Below are 23,780 nucleotides of genomic sequence, written 5' to 3'. Positions count from 1 at the left end.
ACCAATTCGGCGCGAAACGATTGGAATTCAGGGGGAACGTTAAGGCTGCTCTCAGTTGAAACGCCCGGTCAGCGCGGGATCGGGCGCACTACGATTTCGGTGGGATGCGCGTCACGCGGGGTCTCGACGGCATTGCGCACCGTCCACGCCACCGTCTCCGCCTTGAGGAATTCATTGGGCTCGTACGGCCGCTGCTCACCCGCCACCAGCTCGCGCTGCATATCGGTGTCGATGCGCCCGGGATGGATCGAGGTCACCCGCAATTCGGGCTCCTCCAGCCGCAGCGCGTCACCGAAGGCGCGCAGTGCGAACTTGCTCGCCGCGTACACACCCCAGCCCGGATTGGCGCGCAGCCCCGCGCCGGAATTGATCAGCACCACGTGCCCGCGCGCGGCGCGCAACGCGGGCAGGGTCAGCCGGGTCAGTTCCGATACCGCTATCAAGTTGGCTTCCAACGTATTCCGCCACTGCGCAACGGACGAATCGGCTATTGTTCCCAGGTCGGCGACCCCGGCATTGTGCACCAGGACATCCAGCCGCTCGATCGACTCGGCCTTGCGGGCCACCGCTTCGTAGTCGGTCAGCTGCACCGGCCACCCCGTGGCATCCGGCAATTCCTTCAAGATCGGTTCGAGCGCTTCCGGCGTGCGCGCACCCAGCAGCAGCCGGTGCGTCGGCGCGAGCGCGCGGGCGATGGCGGCGCCCAGGCCGCGGCTCGCTCCGGTGATCAACGCGGTCGGACGGTCACTGCCGGTGCTCGCGGAATTCGCCATGCCCTCACCGTAACCGGGCGCACGGCGCCGACGATGCGTTGGCTAGGCACAGAGGGCTCAAACACACGCGCGTTCGAAAATGTGAAAAGGCGTACACAGTGCAATTCGGCGAACCGGCGTCCTCGGCAGGCACAGCGTCCTACGAGGAGGTGGACATCGCGCCTCGCGACGCGGACACAGCTCCTCCGAGACAGACCGATACGGCGTTACGCCGGGACGGGAACATAGCGTTCTTCGATCACACCATGCCGCCCGAGCATCCGGTCCGGGACGGACATCGCGCATACCTGCGGGTTCCGTCGCAGAATAGGGCGATGACGCACTCGGGTTTCACGCCAACCCAGCTCGCGGCCCGCGCCGCCTACCTGCTGCGCGGCAATGACCTGGGGTCCATGACCACCGCCGCGCCGCGGCTCTATCCGCATATGTGGAGTTGGGACGCCGCGTTCGTCGCGGTGGGGCTGGCGCCGTTGAGTGTGGAGCGCGCGGTGCTGGAAATGGACACGCTGTTGTCGGCGCAGTGGCGCAACGGGATGATCCCGCACATCGTCTTCGCCAATGGCGTGGACGGATATTTTCCGGGACCGAGCCGGTGGGAATGCCGGCGACTCGCGGCCGATGCCCCGGACGGACCCGATACTTCCGGAATCACCCAGCCCCCCGTGCATGCCATTGCGGTGCAACGGATTCTGGATCATTCCCGGCGGCACGGGCGCAGCACCCGCGCGACCGCCGAGGAATTCCTGCAGCGACGCTGGCCGGATCTGATGCGCTGGCATCGCTGGCTGGCGTATGCGCGAGATCCCAAGCAGCACGGGCGAATCACGCTCTACCACGGGTGGGAATCCGGTATGGACAATTCGCCGCGCTGGGATCGCGCCTACGCGAATGTGATTCCGGGACCGGATCTTCCGCCGTACGAGCGGGAGGATCTGCACGTCGTCGGCGATCCGACGCAGCGGCCCAGCGATCGCGAATACGACCGCTACATGTGGCTGGTGGAGCAGATGCGCCGCTGCGGTTACGACGATTATCAACTGGCCTCGACAATGAGTTTCGCGGTCGAGGACGTATTCGTCACCGCCATCTTCGCGCTCGCCTGCGATGTGCTCGCCACCATCGGCGAGGACTACAAGCAGCCCAACGCCGATGTGCGCGAACTGCTGGAATGGGCCGATTACTTCCGATCGGGCGTGGTCGGCACCACGAATCCACGCACCGGGGTGGCGCGCGATTTCGATGTGCGCGCGGACAAGTGGATCGAGACCGAAACCCTCGCCTCGTTCGCGCCGCTGCTGTGCGGCGGGCTGCCGCGTGACGCCGAACGGCGACTGCTGCAACTGTTCGAGGGTCCGCGCTGGTGCGGGCATCCGGATCTGCGCTACGCGCTGCCGCCCTCCACCTCACCGGTGGCCCGGGATTTCCGCCCGCGCGAATACTGGCGCGGACCGGTGTGGCCGGTGATGAGCTGGCTGTTCTCCTGGGTGTTCGCCCGCCGCGGCTGGGCGGAACGATCGTTCATGCTGCGCGCGGAGGGACTGCGCCAGGCCAGCGACGGCAGTTTCGCCGAGTACTACGAACCGTTCACGGGCGAACCGCTGGGCAGCATGCAGCAGTCCTGGACCGCGGCGTCGGTATTGGACTGGCTCGGATGAATCGCTGAGATTCAGCTAACACTTGGACAACGTGCGGGCGAGTCGCTGTGTGGGGTGCGTAAGCCCACATAGCGTCCCCTGGCATGGTTCGACGAAGGAAGTTGGCACTGACCACTTTCGCGGTGGCCAGCATTCTCACGGCAATGTCGGCCGCCCCCGCGGCGGCCGATGCGGGCGGGCCGGATGTCTCGTCCTGGCAGCATCTCGACGGGCGCATGATCAACTGGTTCGAGGTGCGCGCCTCCGGCAATCACTTCGCCATGGTCAAGGCCACCGAGGGCGTCAACTATGTGAATCCGTACTTCGTGCCGGACAGCCTGCTCATGCGGGCGGCCGGGGTGGCGCGCGGGACCTACCATTACGCGCGCCCGAACCAGCTGCCCGAGGCGCAGGCCGCGCTGTACGCGGCCACCGTGCTGGGCCAGAACGGGCCGCTGGATCTGCCGCCGGTGCTCGACCTCGAGGATTCGGGCGGGCTGCCCGCACCGGCGCTCATCGACTGGACGCACCGATATCTGAATACGGTGCAGGCGTTGACCGGTCGCGTGCCGATCATCTACACGTACCCGCGCTTCTGGCAGACGGCCATGGCGGACAGCAATGAATTCACCAGGTACCCGCTGTGGATCGCCGATTACCGCGGTAACGACGGCCCCGAGGTGCCCGGCGGCTGGCCGAACTGGACCTTCTGGCAGTACACCGATTCCGGCAATGTGCCCGGTATCGCCGGGGGCACCGATCTGAACGTATACAGCGGCGCCCAAGGCGATTTCGGCCGATTCGCGAATATGCCGAGCTTCGGCAGCAGCTAGAGCACCTGCGAGAGGAACTGCTGCAGTCGCGGGGTCTGCGCCTGATCGAAAAGCGCTTCGGGCGTTCCGGTTTCGACGACCCTGCCGTGGTCCATGAACACCACCTGATCCGATACCGAACGCGCGAAACCCATTTCGTGCGTCACCACGATCATGGACATACCGCCCTTGGCCAGATCGGCCATGAGCGCGAGCACGCCCTTCACCAGTTCCGGGTCCAGCGCCGAGGTCGCCTCGTCGAAGAACATGACCTGGGGTTTCATCGCCAGCGCCCGGGCGATGGCGACGCGCTGCTGCTGTCCGCCGGACAGATTCGCGGGCCGGGAATCGGCCTTGCCCGCCAGCCCGACGGTCTCCAGCTGCTCCAGCGCGAGGGTGCGCGCCTGCTCCTTGGACAGTCCGTGCAGCTTCTGCGGGCCGAGTGCCACATTGTCCGCGACGGTCTTGTGCGGGAACAGGTTGAAGTGCTGGAACACCATGCCGATGCGGCGGCGCAGCTGATCCGGATCATCCTTCAGCACGGATTTCCCATCCAGCAGGATGTCACCCTCGGTCGGCTCGTACAGCCGGTTCAGCACCCGCAGCAGCGTCGACTTACCCGAACCGGACGGGCCGATGACGGTGGTGGTCTTGCCCGCGTCGACGTGCACGTCCACCCCGCGCAGCACCTCGTTGCCGCCGAGCGTCACGTGCAGTCCGGTACCCGTGAGTGAGGCACTCATGCTCCACGCCCTTCCGTGATGACGGCCTGTTCGACCGGTTCGACCGTCTTCTCGGCGCGGCCGGTGCGCAGGCGGCCGTCGATGTAATTCACCAGATGGGTCAGCGGCACCGTCAGCACCAGGTACATCAGGCCCGCCGCCACCAGCGGCGACAGATTTCCGGTCTGCGCGTTGAGGTCTCGGCCGACCGCGAACAATTCGCGTTGTGTGGCAAGCAGTCCCAGGAAGTAGATCAGGGAGGAATCCTTGATCAGCGCGATGAACTGGTTCATGAGTGCGGGCAGCACCCGGCGCACGCCCTGCGGAATCACCACCAGGGACATGGACTGCCGGTAGCCGAACCCGATGGCGCGGGCCGCTTCCAGCTGACCCGGCTCCACCGATTGGATGCCGGAGCGGAAGATCTCACCGATATACGCCGAGGACAGCAGCGCCAGCGCCACCACACCCAGCCAGTACGGATTGTTGCCGGTGATGTTCTTGACCACCGGGCCGATGCCGAGGCCGATGATCAGGATGATCACCACGGCGGGCAGGCCACGGAAGATATCGGTGTACACCCGTGCGGGCCAGCGCAACCAGCGGGTGCGGGAGATGCCCGCCACCGCCAGCAGCATGCCGATCACGGTGCCCAGCGCACCCGAAACCAGCGCCAGGATCAGGGTATTCGGCAGGCCGGTCTTGATCAGATCCGGAAAAGCCTTGCGGTACAGCGACCAGTCGAAGAACGTGTCCTTCAACTGCGCGAGCGTGGACTTCGGCTGCGCGGCGGTCTGCCCGGCATTGTCACCGGCGTGCTCGGCCGCGATCTTGGCGAAATCCGGGAGCTGCGGGGCGGCAACGGCTTTGGAGCCCGGCTTCCAGCCCGGCGGAATCTCGCGCGGCACCCAGTCCTCGTACAGCTTGGCGTAGGTGCCGTCGGCGATCACCGCGTCCAATCCGGCATTGAGCGCATCGGTGAGCGGCTGATTATCCTTGCGCACCGCCCAGCCGGTGAAGTTGTTGAGGCTGAAGGTGTTCTGCACGATCGAGGCCGCGTCACCCGGCTTGATAATGCCGATGGCCTGCTGTGACGGGGCCACCCAGGCATCGATCTGCCCGGTCTTGAGATTCGCGTACGCGGTGTTGTAGTCGGGGAACTTCACCGGATCCAGGTGCAGTTCGTTCACCACGTACTCGTCCTGCACGGTGCCCTGCACCACGCCGATGCGGGTGCCCTTGTTCAGGTCCGAAAAGCCCTTGATGGCACCGCCGTTCGGGGCGACCAGGGAGAAGTAGCCGAAATCGTAGCCGTTGGTGAAGCCGACCAGCTTGCGGCGGGCGTCGGTGGTGGTGATGCTCGACGACGCGGCATCGAAACGGCCATTGGCCACCTGTGCGAGCAGACCCGCGAAGTCGGTGCCGGTGAACTCCACCTGCAGGCCGATCTTGGCGGCGGCCGCGCGCAGCAGCTCATTGTCGAAACCGGTGAACGTGCCCTTGGAATTGAGGCAGATGCTCGGCGGGGCGTCGGACAGCGTGCCGACGCTCAGCTTGCCCGGGGTGAGCAGGCCCAGCTTGGTGATATCGATGCGATCCAGCGGTTCGGTGGTCGCGGTCGTGTATTTATCCGAGTTCGGGGACTGCTGCCCCGACGCCAGATTGGTGGGTGCCGCGCTGGCCGCGGCCACGCCCGGCGGGGAACACAGATCCCCGCCGGAGGGTGCGGCGGCCGACGATCCGGCACCGAGGGTGACCGCACCCAGGGTGACCAGCAACACCCCCGCCATCGACAGCATGCGAGGTCGGCGGCCGGACCGCCCGGACCTGGTCGTACGCAAGCAAACCATGACAAACCACCCTAGTGGGGGTGGCCGGTAAAACCAGACTTGCCATCAACGAGAGTCCAGGACCGCCCGTCGGCGGCGGGTCAGGCCGAGAGGCTGTCGCGCCAGGCGATGGCCTGTTCGACGGTGCTCAGGTCGTAGTCCGGGCCGCCGACGCCGACGGTGAACAGGGTCGCGCCCTGCGCCACGAAATCGGGAGCCTTGTCCGCGCCCGGCCAATCCACCGACTTCTCGATGTTCGCCACCTCGGTGCCGACCTCGGCGCAGTGCTCGGCGAGGATGCCGGACTTGCGCGTCAGCACGTCGAGATCGGCGAAGCTGTGCCAGATATCGGCGTACTGGGCGACCAGGCGCAGCGTCTTCTTCTCACCGCCGCCACCGATGAGGATCGGGATATCGCGCACCGGCTGCGGATTCAATTTGGCCAGGCGGTCGGTCAGCCGCGCCATATTCTCCTTGAGCAGCGCCAAACGGCTTCCGGCCGTGCCGAATTCGTAGCCGTACTGGTCATAGTCCTTCTGGAACCAGCCCGCGCCGATACCGAGGATGAGCCGCCCGTCACTGATGTGGTCGACGGTGCGCGCCATATCGGCGAGCAGTTCGGGATTGCGGTACCCGCCGCCGGTGACGAGTGCGCCCAACTCCACCCGTTCGGTCTGTTCGGCGACCGCGGCCAGCATCGTCCAGCATTCGAAGTGCGCACCCTCGGGATCGCCGTACAGGGGATAGAAGTGATCCCAGTTGAAGACGATGTCGACCCCGGCGTCCTCGGATCGGCGCACCGCGTCGCGAATCAATCCGTAATTGGGGGCGTGCTGTGGTTGCAGCTGAACTCCGATACGAACCGGTCGGCTCACGTGGCTCTCCCTCTCGTGGAACTGGATTCTCGTACCGATTCCCGAGGCTACCGCCGTACCGATCGGGCCGCCGCGCGAGCTCGTGGGCGGGATATCCCCGCCAAATACATGCAGACATACGCATGTGTTGATGTTATCGTGGCAGGTATGAACGCGACGGCGAACGAACGGCGAACCGCAAACGGTGCCGACCGCCACTCGACGGGCGACGGCGATCACGGGCACGGCCTGCTCGGACCACGCATGGAGATGGCCTTCGCCATCGGCTCCGGCGTCACCTATACCGGCGGCATGATTGCCCGCTACCTCCTGGACACCCCGCCGTGGATCGCGGCCACGCTGTTCGGGGCCACCTACCTGCTCGGCGGCTTCTTCACCGTGCGCACCGCGATCGATACCGTGCGGCGCGGGCGCTTCGAGGTCGACTTCCTCATGCTGATCGCGGCCGTCGGCGCGGCGGCGGTCGGCAAATGGGCCGAGGGCTCGGTACTGCTGTTCCTGTTCAGCCTCGGCCACGCGCTCGAGGAATACGCCATGAGCCGGGCCAAGCGGTCCATCGAGGCGCTGGGCGAACTCGCGCCCCGCACCGCGCTGGTGCGGCGCGGGCCGGACAGCGTCGTCGAGATCGATGTCGAGGATCTGGAGATCGGCGATATCGTTGTGGTGCGCCCGAATTCGCGCCTCAGCGCGGACGGCATCGTGGTCACCGGCGTGAGCGCCATCGACGAATCCGCGGTCACCGGCGAGAGCATTCCGGTCGAGAAGCGGGCCGTGGACGATCCGGCCGCCGCACTCACCAGCCGTACCCCGCTACATGAATCACAGCGCGTTTTCGCGGGCACCCTGAACGGCTCCGGGGTGCTGGAGATCATGGTCACCAGTAAGTCCGCCGACAGCACCCTGGCGCGGGTGATCGCCATGGTGCGCGACGCCGACACCCAGAAGTCGCCGACGCAGCGGTTCATCGACCGGTTCCAGGTGATCTACGTGCCCGCCGTCATCCTCGGCGTGCTCGCCGTAATCGGTTACGGCGCTGTCATTCTCAGCGAACCGTTCGCGGACAGCTTCTATCGCGCCATGGTGGTGCTGGTCGCCGCCAGCCCCTGTGCGCTCGCCATCGCCACGCCCAGCGCGGTGCTGGCCGGAGTCGCGCGCGCCGCACAGGCGGGCGTGCTCGCCAAGGGCGGCGGGCCGCTGGAATCGCTCGGCCGGGTGCGGTCCATGGCCTTCGACAAGACCGGGACGCTCACCTGGGGACAGCCCCGGGTCACCGATATCGAACCCGCGCGGGAGGAAATGCGCGATGACCTGATCGCCACCCTGTTCGCGGTCGAGTCGTTCAGCGATCACCCGCTCGCGAGCGCCATCACCCGCGACCTGAAACTGCTGGTGCCCGCCGAGACGGAAACCGATGCCACCCAGGTGAATTCGGTGACCGGGCGCGGGGTGACCGCACTGGTCGACGGCAGTCCCACCGAAATCGGCAACCTCACCATGTTCGCCGAAATCGATCCGGACGGGGTGCCCGTCGCCATCGCCGAAACCGTCGACCGGCTGCACGCGGCCGGGCGCACCACCATGATCGTGCGACGCGGTGGCAGGTATCTCGGCGTGGTCGGCGTCATGGACACCCCGCGCGCCGAAGCGGCCGCGGTGATGGAAAAGCTGCGCGCACTGGGCATTTCCGATCTGATCGTCATCTCCGGTGACAATCAGCGCGTCGCCGATGCGGTCGCCGACGGGCTCGGCCTGGACGCCGCGCACGGTGGCCTGCTGCCCGAGGACAAGGTCGAGATGATCGGCCGCCTCAGTGCCAACGGCGGCACCGCCATGGTCGGCGACGGCGTCAACGACGCGCCCGCCATGGTCAACGCCTCGGTCGGAATCGCCATGGGCGCAAGCGGTTCCGCCGTCGCCCTGGAAACCGCCGATGTGGCGCTGATGACCGACGATATCGGCCGCCTCCCCTTCGCGGTCGCGCTGAGCCGCCGCACCGCCGCCATCATCCGCCAGAACCTGACCGTAGCCCTGATCATCGTCGCGGGCCTGGTCCCCGCCACCCTGATCGGCCTGCCCATCGGCCCGGCGGTCTTCATCCACGAGGGCTCCACCCTGCTCGTGGTCGCCAATGCCCTGCGGCTGCTCCGCTTCCAGCGCGGGGCCGAACACGAAGGCATCGAACACGAGTCGCGCCCGGGTGCCTGATCACGGCTCGGCAGGGCCGTTCACCGGCTGATATCGTGCCCAGGACCCGAGCCCCCGGCTCGGGTCCAACCCCTCTACTACGGATCGTCCGGCACGTTCCTGCCGGTGAAGGGATGCGTTTCGCATGGCTACGGTCACTTTCGACAAGGCCACCCGGTTGTACCCGGGCTCGGCCACACCCGCCGTCGACGAACTGAATCTGGAGATCGCCGATGGCGAATTCCTGGTGCTGGTCGGTCCGTCCGGCTGCGGTAAGTCCACCTCGCTGCGCATGCTCGCGGGACTCGAGGAGGTGAGTGACGGGCGCATCCTCATCGGGGATCGCGATGTCACGCACGCCGAGCCCAAGGAACGCGATATCGCCATGGTGTTCCAGAACTACGCGCTGTACCCGCATATGAGCGTCGCCGAGAATATGGGGTTCGCGCTCAAGATGGCCAAGGTCGCCAAGGAAGAGCGGCAGCAGCGCGTGCTGGAGGCCGCCAAACTGCTGGACCTCGAGCCGTACCTGGATCGCAAGCCCAAGGCGCTGTCCGGCGGTCAGCGCCAGCGCGTGGCCATGGGTCGCGCCATCGTGCGGCAGCCGCAGGTGTTCCTGATGGATGAGCCGCTGTCCAACCTGGACGCGAAACTGCGCGTGCAGACCCGCACCCAGATCGCGCAATTGCAGCGGCGGCTCGGCACCACCACCGTGTACGTCACGCACGATCAGGTCGAGGCCATGACCATGGGTGACCGGGTCGCGGTGCTCAAGGACGGGCTACTGCAGCAGTGCGCGTCACCGCGCGATCTGTATCGCAATCCGGCGAATCTGTTCGTGGCCGGATTCATGGGATCGCCCGCCATGAACCTGTTCACGCTGCCGGTTCAGGACGGCGGGGTAACGCTGGGCGGGCATCGCCTCGAACTGCCGCGCACGGTCGCCGGGGCCACCGGGCCGAATATCGTTGTGGGCGTGCGGCCCGAGCATCTGGAACCGGTCGCGGACGGTCAGGGCATCGGCATGGAGGTCGATGTGGTCGAGGAGCTCGGCTCGGACGCGTACATCTACGGCCGCACCCTCGGCGACGGGGAAACCATTGTGGCGCGCGCGGATTGGCGCAATCCGCCCGCCAAGGGCGCGCGGCTGAGCCTGTCCACCGATGCGGAGCACATCTACTTCTTCGGTCCCGAAGACGGACGTCGGCTGAACTGACGTCCGGCGTAACGACTGGCGTCGCACCGCATTACGCGGGGCGGCGCCAGTTCTTGTTGACGCGGACGCGCAGATTCTCCAGTGGCACTTCATTTCCCGAGGCAGAGCGGATCTCGACGCGCACCGGTTCGCCGGTCGTGTCCTCCACGCGCTCCAGCGGCGGGGTGCCGTCCTGGAGGTACTTGTCGCCCCACTGCCACAGCGCGAGCACGGCGGGCAGTAGATCCGAACCCATTGGGGTGAGCACGTATTCGTGCCGGGTGCGCTTACCCTCCTCCTGGTACGGGCGCTTTTCCAGCAGTCCGGCATCGGTGAGTTTGCGCAGCGCGCTGGAGGCGGCCGCGTCGGTGATGCCGATGCGGGTGGCGAAACCGTCGAACCTGGTGACGCCGTAGTAGGCCTCGCGCAGGATGAGCATCGCCGACCGGGTGCCGACGATATCGAGGGCCTTGGCGATGGAGCACCCTTCGGGCTTCCACGCGCTCAGGTCCCTGAGCTTTCCTTCCAATACGACGGACATGGCGTACATCATACACATGCTGACTTGCCTCAACTATGGCCAGCTCGTAGCCTGGGTTTAGGGCAATGAAGCCAGCTCCTCCGAAAAGGAAAAGCCATGAGAGACGCAGTCATCGTCGAAGCGGTTCGTACGCCGGTCGGCAAGGGCAAGGCCAATGGCGCGCTGCACGGGCAGCATCCGGCCGACCTGTTCGCGCACAGCCTGCGCGAAGTGGTCCGGCGCAGTGGCATCGATCCCGAACTCATCGACGACGTCATCGGCGGCGTCGTCACCGCCGTCGGCGAACAGGGCAGCAACCTCACCCGCCGCGCGGTCCTGGCCGCCGGATATCCCGAATCCGTGCCCGCCACCACCGTCGACCGGCAGTGCGGCAGCAGCCAGCAGGCCATTCACTTCGCCGCACAGGGCGTCATCGCCGGGGCGTACGACATCGTGGTCGCGGGCGGCGTCGAATCCATGAGCCGAGTGCCCATGGGCGCCAACCTGATCGGCGCGCAGGACATCGCGGGTGTCGGCTTCGCCGAACGCTATCCCGAGGGCCTGGTTCCGCAGGGCATCAGCGCCGAACTCATCGCCGCCAAGTGGGGACTGTCCCGCGCCCAGCTCGACGAATTCGCGCTCGGCAGCCACGAGAAAGCCGCTCGCGCAACCAAAGACGGCGCGTTCGACGCCCAACTCGCGCCTCTGGCCGGACTCACCGCCGATGAGGGCATCCGCCTCGGCGGCAGCCTGGAAACCCTCGGCAACCTGCGCCCCGCCTTCTACAGCGAGGAGATGGCGGCCCGTTTCCCGCAGATCGGCTGGAATATCACCGCCGCCAACGCCAGCCAGATCAACGACGGCAGCTCGGCGGTGTTGATCATGACCAGCGAGCGGGCCGCTCAACTCGGCCTCACTCCCCTGGCGCGCCTGCACAGCTTCGCGGTAGCGGGCGACGATCCGCTGCTCATGCTGACCGCCGTGATCCCCGCGACCCGAAAGGTATTGCAGCGCAGCGGCCTGCAACTCTCCGACATCGACCTCTTCGAGGTGAATGAAGCCTTCTCCTCGGTGGTCCTGGCCTGGGCGCACGACACCGGCGCGGACCTGTCCAAGGTCAACGTCAACGGCGGCGCGATAGCCATCGGCCACCCCCTCGGCGCATCGGGCTCCCGAATCGCCACCACCCTCGTGCACGCCATGCACGACCGCGGCGCCCGCTACGGCCTGCAAACCATGTGCGAGGCGGGCGGCCTGGCCAACGCCACCATCTACGAACGCCTCTGAATCTCCGAGGTCACAGGGACACCGCGACAATCGCGGTGAGCAAACCCAGCACCCACGATTCGATGAGCAGCGGGAAGGCCACCAGCGCGGTAGGCCACGCCCGCTGCCCCAATCGCACCGCTCGCTGCACCCACAGCGGAATCACCATGAGCGTCACCACAATCCCGAACCACCCCACGAAATAGGCGAACGGCAGATACCGGTGCTCACCGCTCGCACCGACCAGCACCCGATAATCCGGCACGAACGCCGCCAGCACCCACCCCGCAACCACCGCCGCGAGATAAATCACCACGGCGGCAACAAGATCCACCGGCCGAACCGGCGGCCGCCACCACTCCGCCATACCTCCAGCATGCCGCGATTCGTCAGCCGACGGCGTTGCCGACCAGGACGTGGCCGATACCGCCGCAGATCGCGATGATCGGTAGCGCGGCCAGGGTCCACCACCAGGCGCGGCGGCCGGTCATGGCGGCCACCGCCGCCAGCACCAGCGCGGCGACCAGGGCGAGGGACATACCGCCGCCACCGATCAGCAGGCCCCACAGGGCCGAGGCTCCGGGGCGAATCGCGGTGCACTGCACCGAGAGATCCTTCTTGGCCGTACAGCGGTTGCGGATCAGGCCGAAGGCTTTTCCGAACAGGTCATAGGAGAACAGCGACACGATCGCGATATCGACCGCGAACAGCACCGCGGCCAAAGCGGCGTCCTTGCGGCTGACGGGCGGCCTCGGACCCGGAGTATTCGTTTCGGCGGCAGCCGATTTCGAGCGGCGAGCACCGGCCTTCTCACCCTTGGACAGGGTTTGGCGCACGGTTTCCTCGCCGTCGGCGGGCGCGTACGGCTGCCCCGGCTCGCCCTGCCCCTGATCGCCCGGACCCGATCCATACGGCGGATTCCCACCGCCGGGACCGAAACCCGGACCGGGAACAGGTTGCGACGCCGGACCTTCCGGACCCCACGGCTGCCCGGATCCCTGCGGTGCACCGTGCCCCGGACCCGGAACCGGCTGTGACAGCGGACCTTCCGGACCCCACGGCGCATGCTGCCCCGTCCCGTACGGCCCACCCGAGCCTCCCGGACCCGGGCCCCGGCCCGGATTCCGCTGCGACGCCGGATCCCCCGGGCCCCGAACCGGACCCGGAGGCCGTCCGGACCCGCCGGTGTTGCGTTGCGCACCCGGATCTTCCGACCCGCGACCTTGACCGGGCCCGCCCGGCCCGGAACTTCCCGGTCCACCGGAACCTGGGCCGCCAGGCCCGCCCGAGCCCGGACCACCGGCTCCCGGTGCGCCGCCGCGTCCACCCGGGCCGCCGAAGCCGCCCGGTCCCGGCGGTCGGCCGGGTCCGCCCGGGTTGCGCTGCGGCCCAGCCCCAGCCGGGCCGTGCGGCGGCGGACCGCCGGGACCCGGCGGTGGAACCTGGCCGGGTGGGTAGCCCTGGCCGCCCGAGCCTCGGGATTGGTTCGGATCGCCCTGCGGGTCGCCGGGTCCACCCTGTCGCCGCGTCTGGCCCGGGTCGCCGGGGACGGGGCCGGAATTCGGCGGGGCGCCGTCCGGGCCGGTCCGACGCGGTTCATTGGGTGGGTACATGCTGATGGGCTCCCCCGGTCGATCGATTACTTCCGGCATTGTCGCCGCGTCGCGACCCGGCCGCCACTTTGTTATCGCGACGCGGGTCCAGACCGACAACATCGGGCCGGGTTCGCGTCATTCCCGCCGCACTTCCGCACCAGTGTGCGCCCATCTCCTCTGGGAAGCAGGGACTTTCGCACCGGAGCGCGGTCGGCTGCCGCGACCCGGCCTGTCGGGCGCGGTCTCGAATCGGCCGACGGTGCGGCTGGGTAGGCTCGGCGGTGATGAACGACCACGCCTTCCAGTCGGCCGGGGCTCCGGATTTCGACGCCGCGATCGTCTACGCCATTCCGATGCGGACCCGGTTTCGCGGGATCACCGTGCGCGAAGGGATGTTGATTCCCGGGCCGCTGGGGTGGGGTGAGTTCTGCGCATTCGCCGAATATGACGATCGGGAGGCGGCCGCCTGGCTGGCAACCGCCGTCGAACAGGCGACCGCCGGATGGCCGGAGCCGGTGCGGGACCGGGTACCGGTGAACTGCATCGTGCCCGCGGTGGGGCCGGAACGCGCGCGCGAGATCGTGGCGGGGTCCGGATGCCGGACCGCGAAGGTGAAGGTGGCCGATCATCCGGATTCGCTTGCCGAGGACCTGGATCGGGTGGCGGCCACCCGGGAGGCACTCGGGCCGGATGGTGCGGTGCGGATCGACGCCAATGCGGTCTGGGATGTGGAGACCGCTGTCGAGCGGATCGCATTGATCGACAAGGCGGCGGGCGGTTTGGAGTACGTCGAACAGCCCTGCCGCACGATCGAGGAATTGGCGCAGGTGCGGCGCAGGGTGAATGTGCGGATCGCGGCCGACGAATCCATCAGGCGCGCAGAGGATCCCATGCGCGTCGCGGTGGCGGGGGCCGCGGATGTCGCGGTGCTCAAGTGCACGCCGCTGGGCGGGGTGCGGCGCGCACTCCAGGTAGCCGAGGCTGCGGGACTGCCCGCCATCGTCTCGTCGGCGCTGGAGAGCAGCGTGGGACTCGCCGCCCAGATACGTTTGGCCGCAACCCTTCCCGAGCTCGAATTCGCGTGCGGGCTGGACACGCTTTCACTGTTCACCGGCGATCTGGTGAGCGAATCACTGCGCCCCGTGGACGGATATCTCACCGTCCCGGCCTCCCCGCCGACGCCGGATCCGGAGCTCGTGGAGCGCTACCGCCACCCGGACCCGGAACGGGAACGGTGGTGGCGGCAGCGCCTCGAGCGGGTAGCGGCGCTCCTGCCATAGCGAGCGGCCCAGCTCGGCGGGTTCGGGCAATCTTTCGGTCCACGCGGCCGGTCGCCCCGGCGTGCACGGATACCGCTGTGGCCGAACGCGTTGCGGCGCTGTGCTCAGTCGGCGATCAGGGCGTTGCGCATGCTGCCGGAGGTGGTCAGGGTGCGTTCGCGCTGGCGGCGGATGAGGTAGCGGCCGGGGGCGATACCGCTGCCGCCGTGTTCGGGGTGCAGTAGGTAGGCGGTGGCGCGGGTGTCGAGGCAGCCCAGTGCCAGGCCCTCCGGATCCGCGACTCGGGTGGTCCAGCGGCAGACGCCGGGATCGGCGACGAGGACGTGCGGGTTGGCTCCCGCCGCGCCGCGGACGATTTCGATGCCCGCGAGCGGGACCTCGGTCCAGCGATTGTCGGGGACGCGGACATTGGTGACCAGCTCGATGGGGATGACGAGCAGGTCGCCCTGGGCTTGCAGACCCGCCACGGCCGGGACCGCGACCTGGGTTTCCAGATGGTCGAGGACGTCGACACCGGTGCGGGAGGTCAGTTCGGCAAGGGTAATGGTCATGAGATCACCTCTGGTGTAGGAAGTTTCAGGTGCGGCGGAGGAGCTGCGCGTACTGCGCACCGCTCAGGCCGTAGGACCACCCGGCGGCGGCCACGGGATTGTCGATGGTGACGGGAACGTTGAGGCCGTAGCGGCGGCGGGTGCCGTCACGTTCCCGAGAACCGTTGACCACCAGCAGCACTCGGGTGCGATCGCGCCAATTGTCGTAGAGCCGCAGTTCCGCGCCCGGATTGCCGGGATCGGGAGCCGTGGACAGCAGGGTGAGCCCGGCCCGATCGATGAATTCGTCCCAGCCCAGCCGTTCGATGGCGGCCCGCCGCACCTCGATATTGCGCACCGCCAGCACGCGTTCCACCGTCAGATCGTTGAACACCCAGTCCGGCACGAAGGTGCCGTGCAGTGCGAACACCCCTGCGCCATCGGCGAATTCGACCGCGGGCCCGCTGGAATTGTGCAGCCGCGTCTCACCGAACCAGGCGACCGCCTGCGGTTCGGCATGCACCGCGACCGGACGCTCGGACAGCACACAGCGCTTCGGACCGGGCCACCACCAGCCCGCATGCCGGGCCAGCGCCACCCACTGATCGAGCTGGTGCGCGTCGTCATCGCGGTACCGCGCCAATCCGGCGACCCGATTCAGGTCGTGAAAGGCCACGGTCCAGGTGTCGTACTGCTCATATCCGGCGATATCGGTGCGCCGCCCGTCCGGACCGAGCAATTCGGCGCGCATCGGCCGATACATACTGTCCCGCAGTGATTCCTGCAATGGCAAATGCACCAGATTATCCAGAATCCGAGGCGCGGAGATACCCGCCGCCAGCAATTCTCGCGGCGACATCGCGGACCATTCGTGTGCGGGCAATGACCGGCCGCGCAACCACCATTCCCGCTCGGGTTCGGTGCGTTCGATCAATCGCCGCCGCATGGCGGATTTGTTTCCGAGCAGACGCTGCAATAGCGGCCAGCTCCGAAATGGCTGACCGGAGGGTGGAATTCCGATTCCGCCCGGTGGCCGGTCCGGATCATCGCGCAGTATTTCCACCGCCGCCACGGGCGAGGGCACCCAGACGAATTCCGGTGGCGGTGCGCCGACCAGCGCATACAGCTCGGTGACGGCACGCTGTGCGATATCCCGATCGGCGGGTGCGGCGGACAGACCGGTCCGCAGCCATTCATCGCGTAATCGGCACGCGAATTCGACGGGTTCTACCAGGGAAACCCCACGGGCTCTGGGCCTGCGCGGGGTGGCGACCGCGGTCACCGCTCGAAGGCGGTGGCCGCCTTTCCATAGAAGGAGATCATGAATCCGATCATGGCATCGAATTCGCGTCGCCGCAAGCGCGATCCGGCCGCGCGCTCAAAGTACGCGCACGCCACAGGAATACATGGTGGTGCGCAGCAACAGTGCGGCTTCCGGTCCGACGACGCCGTCGACGAGCTCGATATAGCGGCCGCAGAATTCCGGTCCGTGCGGCGCGGTCAGGGCGTGATCGGCGTCCAGGTGGTGCGCGAGTTCGTGCAGAATCACCAATTCCCGCAGCGCCCAGGCTTTTCCGTGCACATGCAGGGGTACCGCGAGTACCGCGTCGTCGGCCTCGTAGTGCGCGGCCCGCGCTCCGGACCGCGCCCGCACCGTGACCGGCACATCGGCCCGTTTCCACTGGGCGGCAACCCAATTCAGCGCGAGTACCCGATCCACGTAGGTCTGCACGGACTCCACCGACGCGAACTTTCGTTCCACCGGCAATGTCACCTGCGAGCCGAGCACTTCCACGGTGCGCACCCCGAACTCGTCGGCACGCTCGAAAGCACCGCGCACCAGCATTTCCGCGTCGTACACCTGTGACCGCTGCGAGTCACGCACGGCGGAGGTCAGCCCTCACCGCGCGGTAATTGCCCACGGCCCGCACCCAATTCGGGCGCGGTGCCCAGACGCGCGGCCCGACCGGCGCGGTCACCGGCGCGCCGGGCCGCGGCCGAGTAGCCCGCCGACGCCTGCGGCCCGCGCCAGGTTCCGCGCGCCTCGGAGGTGCTGGAGTAGAAGTCCGTGAGCTCCAGCTCCTTATTGCGCAGCGCGAGAGCCGTTCCGGTGGAGAGGGTTTCGGTCCGCACCGCCTCGGCCTCCACCTCGGTTTTGACCTCGGCCAGGCGGCGGCCGATGCGCGCCGCGAAGGCCATCTGGAAATTCAGGCGCGCGGTCACCGCCGCGACCGGAGCCTGCACGCGCTTCTGGATCGTTCGGCCCCAGCGGGTTTCGGCGACGATCTTCTCGGTGGTCGCGCTCTTGTACGCCCCGGATTTGATGTACTGATCCGACGCCCGCACCATCTGCACCAGCAGGCTGCCGTACAGCGCCTCGCAGGTGTCGATATCGGAGTCGAACCCGTACGCGTAGACCGTCGTCGAGGACCGCGCCACATCGCAGCGCACATCATTGGCCGCGGCGATCGCCACGAACAGCTGCACGTAGGTGCGCAACCCCTTCTTGCCCGGCTCACCGATCGGGATCACCCGCTGAATCGGCGTCGGCCGCCGCTCCCGGCTCGCGATATGCGCCCGCGCGACGGTCAGATCCACCGAGGACCGGGTGGCGAGCTTCTGTGCGGCCGCCAGGAACGCCTCGGCCTCATGCTCGTTATCGGTCGACTCAGCCTGGCGCAGCAGCCCGCCGATACGTGTGAGTAACTTGTCCTGAGAAGACATCGGCACCCAGCCTAGCTGGGCGGATGATCCGATGACTCGGTGCGGGGAGCTACCGGGCGGGGGTGCGAAGACCGAGGTAGTCCGGGCACGGGGAAGATCCACCATGTATCTTCCCTTGTGCAACCGGCTGAGTGTGCTGCCGCTCACGTCTCGACCCTGGAGTATCCGCGATGGTTTTGAAGAAGGTGTCGTCCCTACGATCGTCGCTCGTCCCGCGCGCCGCGGTGGCTGTCACCTCGGCCGCGCTGTTGACCGCGACATTCGCCGCGGGTTGCTCGAGCGACTCGGGGAGCAACGCCGCCTCGCAGAACCTGACCGGGCGCGGCCCGATCACCTATGTCGAGGGCAAGGACACCACCGAAACCGGTGCGGTCAAACAGCTCATCGACCGGTGGAACACCGCGCACCCGGATGAGAAGGTGACGTTCAAGGAGCAATCCAACGACGCCTCCCAGCAGTACGACGATCTGAAGCAGCACCTGCAGGCCAAGTCCTCGGACTACGACGTGGTCGCGCTCGATGTGCCGTGGACCGCCGAATTCGCCGCGCAGGGCTGGATCCAGCCGCTGAAGGACTCCTTCGCGATCGACACCTCCACCCTGCTGTCGCCGCCGGTCGCCTCGGCCACCTACAACGGCACCCTGTACGCCGCACCGCGAAACACCAACGGCGGCCTGCTGTTCTACCGCAAGGACCTGTCCCCCGAACCGCCCAAGACCTGGACCGAACTGCTGGCCCAGTGCCCCAAGGCCAAGGAAGCCGGAATCGGCTGCTACGCCGGGCAGTTCGCACCCTACGAGGGCCTGACCGTGAACACCGCCGAGGTCATCAACGCCTTCGGCGGCAGCTTCGTCGGCCCGGACGGCAAGACCCCCACCGTGAACACCCCGCAGGCCAAGGCCGGCCTCCAGGTGCTGGTGGACTCGTACAAGAACGGCGATATCCCGAAGGAAGGCATTTCCTTCAAGGAGCCGGAATCGCAGAACGCGTTCGTCACCGGCAAGCTCATGTTCATGCGCGGCTGGCCGTCGTCCTTCGGTGACGCGGGCTCGGACGCCTCCGCGGTCAAGGACAAGTTCGGTGTCGCCCCGCTGCCCGGCAAGGACGGCATCGGCGCCTCCACCCTCGGTGGCTACAACGCGGCCATCTCCACGTTCTCCAAGAACAAGGCCACCGCGCTGGACTTCCTGCGCTACCTGATCAGCGAGGACGCCCAGCACATCATCGCCCAGGGCGCGCTGCCGTCCGTGCGCGCCTCGGTCTACGACGATCCGGCGCTGATCGCCAAGATGCCGTACCTGCCCGCGCTGAAGGATTCCATCGCCTCCGCCGTGCCGCGTCCGGTCACCCCGTTCTACCCGGCGGTGTCGAAGGCCATCCAGGACAACGCATATGCTGCGCTGACCGGTACGAAGTCCGTCGACGACGCCATTGTCGGAATGCAGAAGGGCATCGAGACCGCCGGTTCGTAGTACGACGAGTCCGTCCCCGTAGGAGAAGATAAACGGTGTCACGTCCTTCGGGAGCGACCGATGTCGCGACGCCCGACCTGCCTGGCAAGCCCGTGAAACCCGCACCGCCGCAAGGTAAACGCCGATTCGCCCCGGGCGGATCGGCCAAACCGTGGCTGTTCGTCACGCCCGTGTTGCTCGCCCTGGCCGTCGTGGTCGGGTATCCGGTGGTCCGCGCGGTGTACATGTCCTTCCAGAAGGACGCCGGACTGGACAAGTCCACCGGCATGTTCACCAAGGGCGGCAGCGCCGGATTCGACAATTACACGCACTGGCTGCTGCAGCAGTGCACCAATTCGCTCGGCGAGACGGTCGACTGCCCCACCGGCAATCTCGGCTCGCAGTTCTGGCTGGCCATCGGCGTCACGCTGTTCTTCACCGTGGTGACCGTGACCCTGGAGGCCACCATCGGCCTGGGCATGGCCGTCATCATGGGCAAGACGTTCAAGGGCCGCGCCCTGCTGCGCGCCGCCGTACTGATTCCGTGGGCCATCCCGACCGCCGTCACGGCGCGCCTGTGGGAGTTCATGTTCCAGTACGACGGCGTGGTGAACCGGGTGTTCGGCACCCACATCCTGTGGACCGCCGACCAGTGGCCCTCGCGTTTCGCGGTCATCATCGCCGACGTGTGGAAGACCACCCCGTTCATGGCGCTGCTGATTCTGGCCGGGCTGCAGGTCATTCCGGCCGATGTGTACGAGGCCGCCAAGGTCGACGGCGCGTCCGCCTGGCAGCGCTTCACCCAGATCACGCTGCCGCTGCTCAAGCCCGCACTGCTGGTGGCGGTGCTGTTCCGCACCATGGACGCGCTGCGCATGTACGACCTGCCCGCGATCCTGACCCAGTCCAATCCGAACACCCGCACCATCTCGATGCTGGTGGTCGATCAGGTGCGCCAGGGTCCCAACAGCGCCTCGGCGCTGTCGGTGATCACCTTCTTCCTCATCTTCGCGGTGGCGTTCCTGCTGGTGAAGGTGCTGGGCGCCAACGCGGTTCGCACCCAGGAAGCACAGCGGGAGGCGCACTGATGAGCATCGATATGAGTAAAGCGCCCGCCGCCCCCGTGAAAAAGCCGGTGGCGCAGTCGGTCCCGTGGACCAAGCGACTCGCCTCCGGCCGCGTCTACCTCGGCGCGCTGATCGTGCTGGTGTGGGGCCTGGGCCCGTTCTACTGGATGGTCGTCACCGCACTGCGCGATCCGGCCTACACCTTCGACAACACCCCGTGGCCCACGCACGTCACCTTCGACAACTTCCGCGACGCGTTCAGCACCGATCGCGGCAACGACTTCGGGCGCGCACTGCTGAACAGCGTGGTCATCGGATCGGTGACCACCCTGGTGGCGCTGGTGCTCGGTGTCATGGCCGCTTACGCCCTGGCGCGCTTGACCTTCCGCGGTCAGTACGTGGTCTCCGGGCTCATCCTGAGCGCGTCCATGTTCCCGGTCGTGGTGCTGGTGACACCGCTGTTCCAGCTGTTCACCGATCTCGGCTGGATCGGGCACTACCAGGCCATGATCATCCCGAACATCTCGTTCGTGCTGCCCATGACCGTGTACATCCTGGCCTCGTTCTTCACCGAACTGCCCTGGGAACTCGAAGAGGCCGCGCGCATCGACGGCGCGTCCCGCTTCCAGGCGTTCCGGCTGATCATGCTGCCGCTGGCCGCGCCCGCCGTATTCACCACGGCCATCCTGGCTTTCATCGCCGCGGTGAACGAATATCTGCTGGCGCGACTGCTTTCCAGCGATAAGACCGAACCGGTCACCGTCGCGGTGGCGCGTTTCTCCGGTAATAATCCGCTGGTGCAGCCCTATGCCGCCATCATGGCGGCGGGCACCATCGTCACCATTCCGCTGGTGATCATGGTGTTGCTCTTCCAGCGCCGCATCATTTCCGGTCTCACCGCGGGCGGCGTGAAGTCCTGATCCTGACGGTAGCGTCGATTAGCATGGGTCGCGCCGCGCCTGCGGCGCTCTGACGTACACAAGCTTTTTCGACGCTCCGGAAGGAGATGATCGTGAGCTCGTCCCGCAAACGGCGCCGAAACGAACCGGCCCCGTACGCCACCATGGCAGGGTGGAACGAGCTCCCGACCGTGCCGCTGCAGCGGCAACCGTCGCACAGCAAACCGCGTCGGCGCGCGAAACCGCCGAGCAGGCCCGAATCGGCCACGCGCCCACCGCGCACCCGCGGGCAGCGCATCCGCCGGGTGCTCGCCGCGCTGGTCGTCATCTTCCTGGTGCTGCCCGCCATGCTGCTCGGCCTCGCCTACTGGAGCGCCGAGATCCCGGATCCGTCGGCGGTGCAGACCAATCAGATCGCCACCATCCTGACCTCGGACGGCAATACCGTCATCGCGAAGGTCATTCCGCCCGAGGGCAATCGGACCCCGGTACCGCTCAGCGATGTGCCGCAGCCGATGCGACTGGCGATACTCTCGGCCGAGGACCGCAATTTCTATACCAATCCCGGATTCTCGACCACGGCGTTCCTGCGCGCGGCCCGCGACAATCTGACCGGTAAGGACGATGCGGGCGGCGGCTCCACCATCACCCAGCAATATGTGAAGAACGCCTTCCTGACCTCCGAACGCACCCTGAGCCGGAAAATGCGCGAGCTCATCATCGCCGCCAAGATGTCCAGGCAGTGGAGCAAGGACGATATTCTCGCGGCCTACCTCAACACCATTTACTACGGTCGCGGCGCGTACGGCATCTCCGCGGCCGCCAAAGCCTATTTCGGCAAACCGGTTCCGGAACTGAACCTCGGTGAGAGCGCGGTGCTGGCATCGGTGGTGCGCACCCCGTCCATCCTGGATCCGGAAACCCATCTGCCGCAGCTGCGGGCGCGCTGGGCATACGTGCTGGACGGCATGGTCGATATGGGAGTGCTCAGCCGCACCGACCGGGCCGCCGTGCAATTCCCGGAGATCGTGCCCGCCACCGAGGTCGGCGACAATATCCCGCGCGGGCCCGAAGGGCTGATCCGCGCGCAGGTGCTGCGCGAACTGCGCGCCTCCGGGATCAGCGAGCAGGAGCTCAATACCGGTGCGCTGCAGATCTTCACGACCATCGACGCGCGGGCGCAACAGGCCGCGCTCGGAGCGGTCGGAAACACCATGGGCGGACAGCCCGGCGAGTTACGCAGCGCGGTGGTCTCGATCGATCCGCGCTCGGGTGCGGTGCGCGCCTACTACGGCGGACCGGACGGCATCGGCTTCGACTTCGCACAGGCCCCGCTGCAAACCGGTTCCGCCTTCAAGACTTTCGCGGTATTGGCCGCACTCCAGCAGGGAATCTCGCTGTCCTACAAGCTCGACAGCGCACCGCTCACCGTCAACGGCGAGAAGATCCAGAACGTCGGCGGTGAATCCTGCGGCACCTGCTCGCTCGGCGAGGCGTTCAAACGCTCACTCAACACCAGCTTCTACCGGCTCACCCAGACGCTGTTCGAAGGGCCGAAAGCCATTGCGAACGCGGCACATCAGGCCGGTATCCCCGATCAGATCCCGGGCGTCGCGGGCAAGACGCTGACCGAGGACGGCGGACAGCCGCTGCCGTCCATCGTGCTCGGCGCGTATTCGGTGCGGCCGATCGATATGGCCTCGGCGTACGCGACCATCGCCGCCTCGGGCGCCTATCGCGCACCGTATTTCGTGCAGAAGGTGGTGACCGGGGACGGCCGGGTGCTGCTGGATCGCGGCCCCGATCCGCAGAAGGGCGAACAGCGCATCCAGACCACGGTGGCCGATACCGTCAGCCAGGCCATGCTGCCCATCGCGGCGTACTCGAACAATCACAATCTCGCCGGGCGGCCGTCCGCGGCCAAGACCGGCACCACCCAGCTCGGCGACACCGGGCAGAACAAGGATGCCTGGATGGTCGGGTTCACCCCGTCGCTGTGCACCGCGGTCTGGGTGGGAACCGAACAGTCGCAACCGATTCGGACCGCGCGCGGCGCCGCCATCTACGGTTCCGGACTGCCGTCCGATATCTGGAAGCAGACCATGGACGGCGCGTTGGACGGCTCACCGGTGGAGCAGTTCCCGAATCCGGCCGACCTGCCCGGCGCGCCGCCCGGCAATGGCAATTACGACATTCTCAATCCGAGTCCGGGCCCGCAGCAGGAACCGGTGGTGATCATTCCGCCCGCGCCGGAGCCACGCCAGGTGGAGATATTTCCCGGCCTCAGCATCCCGGTTCCGGGCTAGTTGATCATGAATCCCGACTACCGGACCCATCCGCCCCCGGCCACGGATATTGTGGAAACGGCCACCGGTGCCATCGACTCCGGACATCGGTGGCAGGATGCGGGTTGGGAGCAGGGTG

The 23,780-nt window shown here is 67.3% G+C and carries 21 protein-coding genes; 10 read left to right on the top strand and 11 right to left on the bottom strand.

All coding sequences use genetic code 11. The features are described 5' to 3' along the window. Window positions 1–68 precede the first annotated feature (68 nt). Complete coding sequence (locus ACFC4D_RS40200; RefSeq protein ID WP_376071406.1) at window positions 69–773, bottom strand: SDR family oxidoreductase; 705 nt, start codon at window positions 771–773, stop codon at window positions 69–71. Between the two features lie 314 nt (window positions 774–1,087). On the opposite strand from ACFC4D_RS40200, the gene ACFC4D_RS40195 reads away from it, so the two are divergent. Together ACFC4D_RS40195 and ACFC4D_RS40190 are read left to right on the top strand one after the other, a co-directional pair. Continuing rightward, window positions 1,088–2,428, top strand: a complete 1,341-nt coding sequence (locus ACFC4D_RS40195) for a glycogen debranching protein (RefSeq protein ID WP_375961194.1) — start codon at window positions 1,088–1,090, stop codon at window positions 2,426–2,428. A gap of 83 nt (window positions 2,429–2,511) precedes the next feature. Further along, window positions 2,512–3,240 (top strand): glycoside hydrolase family 25 protein, encoded by a 729-nt coding sequence (locus tag ACFC4D_RS40190; protein WP_375961196.1) that lies wholly within the window; start codon window positions 2,512–2,514, stop codon window positions 3,238–3,240. Here the strand turns inward: ACFC4D_RS40190 and ACFC4D_RS40185 are convergent. The 3 genes from ACFC4D_RS40185 to ACFC4D_RS40175 form a co-directional block, all read right to left on the bottom strand. Further along, a complete protein-coding gene (locus ACFC4D_RS40185) occupies window positions 3,237–3,962 on the bottom strand; it encodes an amino acid ABC transporter ATP-binding protein (protein ID WP_375961198.1) in 726 nt (241 codons plus the stop codon). The two genes, ACFC4D_RS40190 and ACFC4D_RS40185, sit on opposite strands and share 4 nt — an antisense overlap. Further along, window positions 3,959–5,731: an ABC transporter substrate-binding protein/permease gene (locus ACFC4D_RS40180; protein WP_376071403.1), complete on the bottom strand. Its 1,773-nt coding sequence runs from the start codon at window positions 5,729–5,731 to the stop codon at window positions 3,959–3,961. Before ACFC4D_RS40180 ends, ACFC4D_RS40185 begins: the two co-directional genes overlap by 4 nt. Window positions 5,732–5,871: 140 nt before the next feature. Further along, entirely contained in the window at window positions 5,872–6,645 is a 774-nt protein-coding gene (locus tag ACFC4D_RS40175) for an LLM class F420-dependent oxidoreductase (RefSeq protein ID WP_375961203.1), read from the bottom strand. Window positions 6,646–6,792: 147 nt separating this feature from the next. Here ACFC4D_RS40175 and ACFC4D_RS40170 point away from each other — a divergent pair, with 147 nt between their 5' ends. Further along, window positions 6,793–8,850: a heavy metal translocating P-type ATPase gene (locus ACFC4D_RS40170; RefSeq protein ID WP_376071400.1), complete on the top strand. Its 2,058-nt coding sequence runs from the start codon at window positions 6,793–6,795 to the stop codon at window positions 8,848–8,850. 124 nt (window positions 8,851–8,974) lie between these two features. Beyond that, window positions 8,975–10,045, top strand: coding sequence for a sn-glycerol-3-phosphate ABC transporter ATP-binding protein UgpC (locus ACFC4D_RS40165; protein ID WP_364636516.1), 1,071 nt, complete (start codon window positions 8,975–8,977; stop codon window positions 10,043–10,045). A 31-nt stretch (window positions 10,046–10,076) separates the two neighbouring features. Here ACFC4D_RS40165 and ACFC4D_RS40160 read toward each other — a convergent pair whose 3' ends face one another. Next, window positions 10,077–10,565, bottom strand: a complete 489-nt coding sequence (locus tag ACFC4D_RS40160) for a winged helix-turn-helix transcriptional regulator (RefSeq protein ID WP_376071397.1) — start codon at window positions 10,563–10,565, stop codon at window positions 10,077–10,079. A 96-nt stretch (window positions 10,566–10,661) separates the two neighbouring features. Between ACFC4D_RS40160 and ACFC4D_RS40155 the strand changes: the two genes are divergently transcribed. Further along, on the top strand, window positions 10,662–11,831 hold the full coding sequence (locus ACFC4D_RS40155; RefSeq protein WP_376071395.1) for a thiolase family protein: 1,170 nt from the start codon (window positions 10,662–10,664) through the stop codon (window positions 11,829–11,831). A gap of 10 nt (window positions 11,832–11,841) precedes the next feature. On the opposite strand, the gene ACFC4D_RS40150 is transcribed toward ACFC4D_RS40155, so the two are convergent. Together ACFC4D_RS40150 and ACFC4D_RS40145 are read right to left on the bottom strand one after the other, a co-directional pair. Continuing rightward, window positions 11,842–12,177 (bottom strand): hypothetical protein, encoded by a 336-nt coding sequence (locus ACFC4D_RS40150; RefSeq protein WP_376071392.1) that lies wholly within the window; start codon window positions 12,175–12,177, stop codon window positions 11,842–11,844. A gap of 22 nt (window positions 12,178–12,199) precedes the next feature. After that, window positions 12,200–12,646, bottom strand: a complete 447-nt coding sequence (locus tag ACFC4D_RS40145) for a hypothetical protein (RefSeq protein ID WP_375961217.1) — start codon at window positions 12,644–12,646, stop codon at window positions 12,200–12,202. A 1,043-nt stretch (window positions 12,647–13,689) separates the two neighbouring features. Here ACFC4D_RS40145 and ACFC4D_RS40140 point away from each other — a divergent pair. Further along, window positions 13,690–14,685, top strand: coding sequence for an o-succinylbenzoate synthase (locus ACFC4D_RS40140; RefSeq protein ID WP_376071390.1), 996 nt, complete (start codon window positions 13,690–13,692; stop codon window positions 14,683–14,685). Window positions 14,686–14,789: 104 nt separating this feature from the next. Here the strand turns inward: ACFC4D_RS40140 and ACFC4D_RS40135 are convergent, their stop codons facing one another. From ACFC4D_RS40135 to ACFC4D_RS40120, 4 genes are all read right to left on the bottom strand, one after another. Continuing rightward, on the bottom strand, window positions 14,790–15,236 hold the full coding sequence (locus ACFC4D_RS40135) for a hypothetical protein (RefSeq protein WP_375961222.1): 447 nt from the start codon (window positions 15,234–15,236) through the stop codon (window positions 14,790–14,792). A 25-nt stretch (window positions 15,237–15,261) separates the two neighbouring features. Beyond that, on the bottom strand, window positions 15,262–16,497 hold the full coding sequence (locus ACFC4D_RS40130) for a DUF6745 domain-containing protein (RefSeq protein ID WP_376071387.1): 1,236 nt from the start codon (window positions 16,495–16,497) through the stop codon (window positions 15,262–15,264). 96 nt (window positions 16,498–16,593) lie between these two features. Next, a complete protein-coding gene (locus tag ACFC4D_RS40125; RefSeq protein ID WP_376071384.1) occupies window positions 16,594–17,100 on the bottom strand; it encodes a TIGR04338 family metallohydrolase in 507 nt (168 codons plus the stop codon). 8 nt (window positions 17,101–17,108) lie between these two features. After that, the gene (locus ACFC4D_RS40120; RefSeq protein ID WP_364636532.1) at window positions 17,109–17,939 is read right to left on the bottom strand and encodes a DUF2786 domain-containing protein; all 831 of its coding nucleotides are present in this window, start codon (window positions 17,937–17,939) and stop codon (window positions 17,109–17,111) included. Between the two features lie 170 nt (window positions 17,940–18,109). Here ACFC4D_RS40120 and ACFC4D_RS40115 point away from each other — a divergent pair, with 170 nt between their 5' ends. From ACFC4D_RS40115 to ACFC4D_RS40100, 4 genes are all read left to right on the top strand, one after another. Further along, entirely contained in the window at window positions 18,110–19,411 is a 1,302-nt protein-coding gene (locus ACFC4D_RS40115) for an ABC transporter substrate-binding protein (RefSeq protein ID WP_364636534.1), read from the top strand. Window positions 19,412–19,503: 92 nt separating this feature from the next. Beyond that, the gene (locus tag ACFC4D_RS40110; RefSeq protein ID WP_364637916.1) at window positions 19,504–20,478 is read left to right on the top strand and encodes a sugar ABC transporter permease; all 975 of its coding nucleotides are present in this window, start codon (window positions 19,504–19,506) and stop codon (window positions 20,476–20,478) included. Continuing rightward, entirely contained in the window at window positions 20,478–21,377 is a 900-nt protein-coding gene (locus tag ACFC4D_RS40105) for a carbohydrate ABC transporter permease (protein WP_375961231.1), read from the top strand. The genes ACFC4D_RS40110 and ACFC4D_RS40105 overlap by 1 nt, the downstream gene beginning before the upstream one ends. Window positions 21,378–21,463: 86 nt before the next feature. Next, window positions 21,464–23,662, top strand: a complete 2,199-nt coding sequence (locus ACFC4D_RS40100; protein WP_376071380.1) for a transglycosylase domain-containing protein — start codon at window positions 21,464–21,466, stop codon at window positions 23,660–23,662. The last annotated feature ends 118 nt before the right edge of the window (window positions 23,663–23,780 follow it).

The organism is Nocardia sp. NPDC056000, from assembly GCF_042269265.1.
Classification (GTDB): domain Bacteria; phylum Actinomycetota; class Actinomycetes; order Mycobacteriales; family Mycobacteriaceae; genus Nocardia.
This window is presented reverse-complemented; position numbering and strand designations above follow the sequence as displayed.

Coding starts and splice junctions, on each gene's coding strand:
- ACFC4D_RS40115 (WP_364636534.1), top strand. CDS start 18,110: ATGGTTTTGAAGAAGGTGTCGTCCCTACGATCGTCGCTCGTCCCGCGC.
- ACFC4D_RS40120 (WP_364636532.1), bottom strand. CDS start 17,939: ATGTCTTCTCAGGACAAGTTACTCACACGTATCGGCGGGCTGCTGCGC.
- ACFC4D_RS40155 (WP_376071395.1), top strand. CDS start 10,662: ATGAGAGACGCAGTCATCGTCGAAGCGGTTCGTACGCCGGTCGGCAAG.
- ACFC4D_RS40195 (WP_375961194.1), top strand. CDS start 1,088: ATGACGCACTCGGGTTTCACGCCAACCCAGCTCGCGGCCCGCGCCGCC.
- ACFC4D_RS40170 (WP_376071400.1), top strand. CDS start 6,793: ATGAACGCGACGGCGAACGAACGGCGAACCGCAAACGGTGCCGACCGC.
- ACFC4D_RS40135 (WP_375961222.1), bottom strand. CDS start 15,236: ATGACCATTACCCTTGCCGAACTGACCTCCCGCACCGGTGTCGACGTC.
- ACFC4D_RS40150 (WP_376071392.1), bottom strand. CDS start 12,177: ATGGCGGAGTGGTGGCGGCCGCCGGTTCGGCCGGTGGATCTTGTTGCC.
- ACFC4D_RS40100 (WP_376071380.1), top strand. CDS start 21,464: ATGATCGTGAGCTCGTCCCGCAAACGGCGCCGAAACGAACCGGCCCCG.
- ACFC4D_RS40185 (WP_375961198.1), bottom strand. CDS start 3,962: ATGAGTGCCTCACTCACGGGTACCGGACTGCACGTGACGCTCGGCGGC.
- ACFC4D_RS40180 (WP_376071403.1), bottom strand. CDS start 5,731: ATGGCGGGGGTGTTGCTGGTCACCCTGGGTGCGGTCACCCTCGGTGCC.
- ACFC4D_RS40105 (WP_375961231.1), top strand. CDS start 20,478: ATGAGCATCGATATGAGTAAAGCGCCCGCCGCCCCCGTGAAAAAGCCG.
- ACFC4D_RS40165 (WP_364636516.1), top strand. CDS start 8,975: ATGGCTACGGTCACTTTCGACAAGGCCACCCGGTTGTACCCGGGCTCG.
- ACFC4D_RS40160 (WP_376071397.1), bottom strand. CDS start 10,565: ATGTCCGTCGTATTGGAAGGAAAGCTCAGGGACCTGAGCGCGTGGAAG.
- ACFC4D_RS40190 (WP_375961196.1), top strand. CDS start 2,512: ATGGTTCGACGAAGGAAGTTGGCACTGACCACTTTCGCGGTGGCCAGC.
- ACFC4D_RS40200 (WP_376071406.1), bottom strand. CDS start 773: ATGGCGAATTCCGCGAGCACCGGCAGTGACCGTCCGACCGCGTTGATC.
- ACFC4D_RS40140 (WP_376071390.1), top strand. CDS start 13,690: ATGAACGACCACGCCTTCCAGTCGGCCGGGGCTCCGGATTTCGACGCC.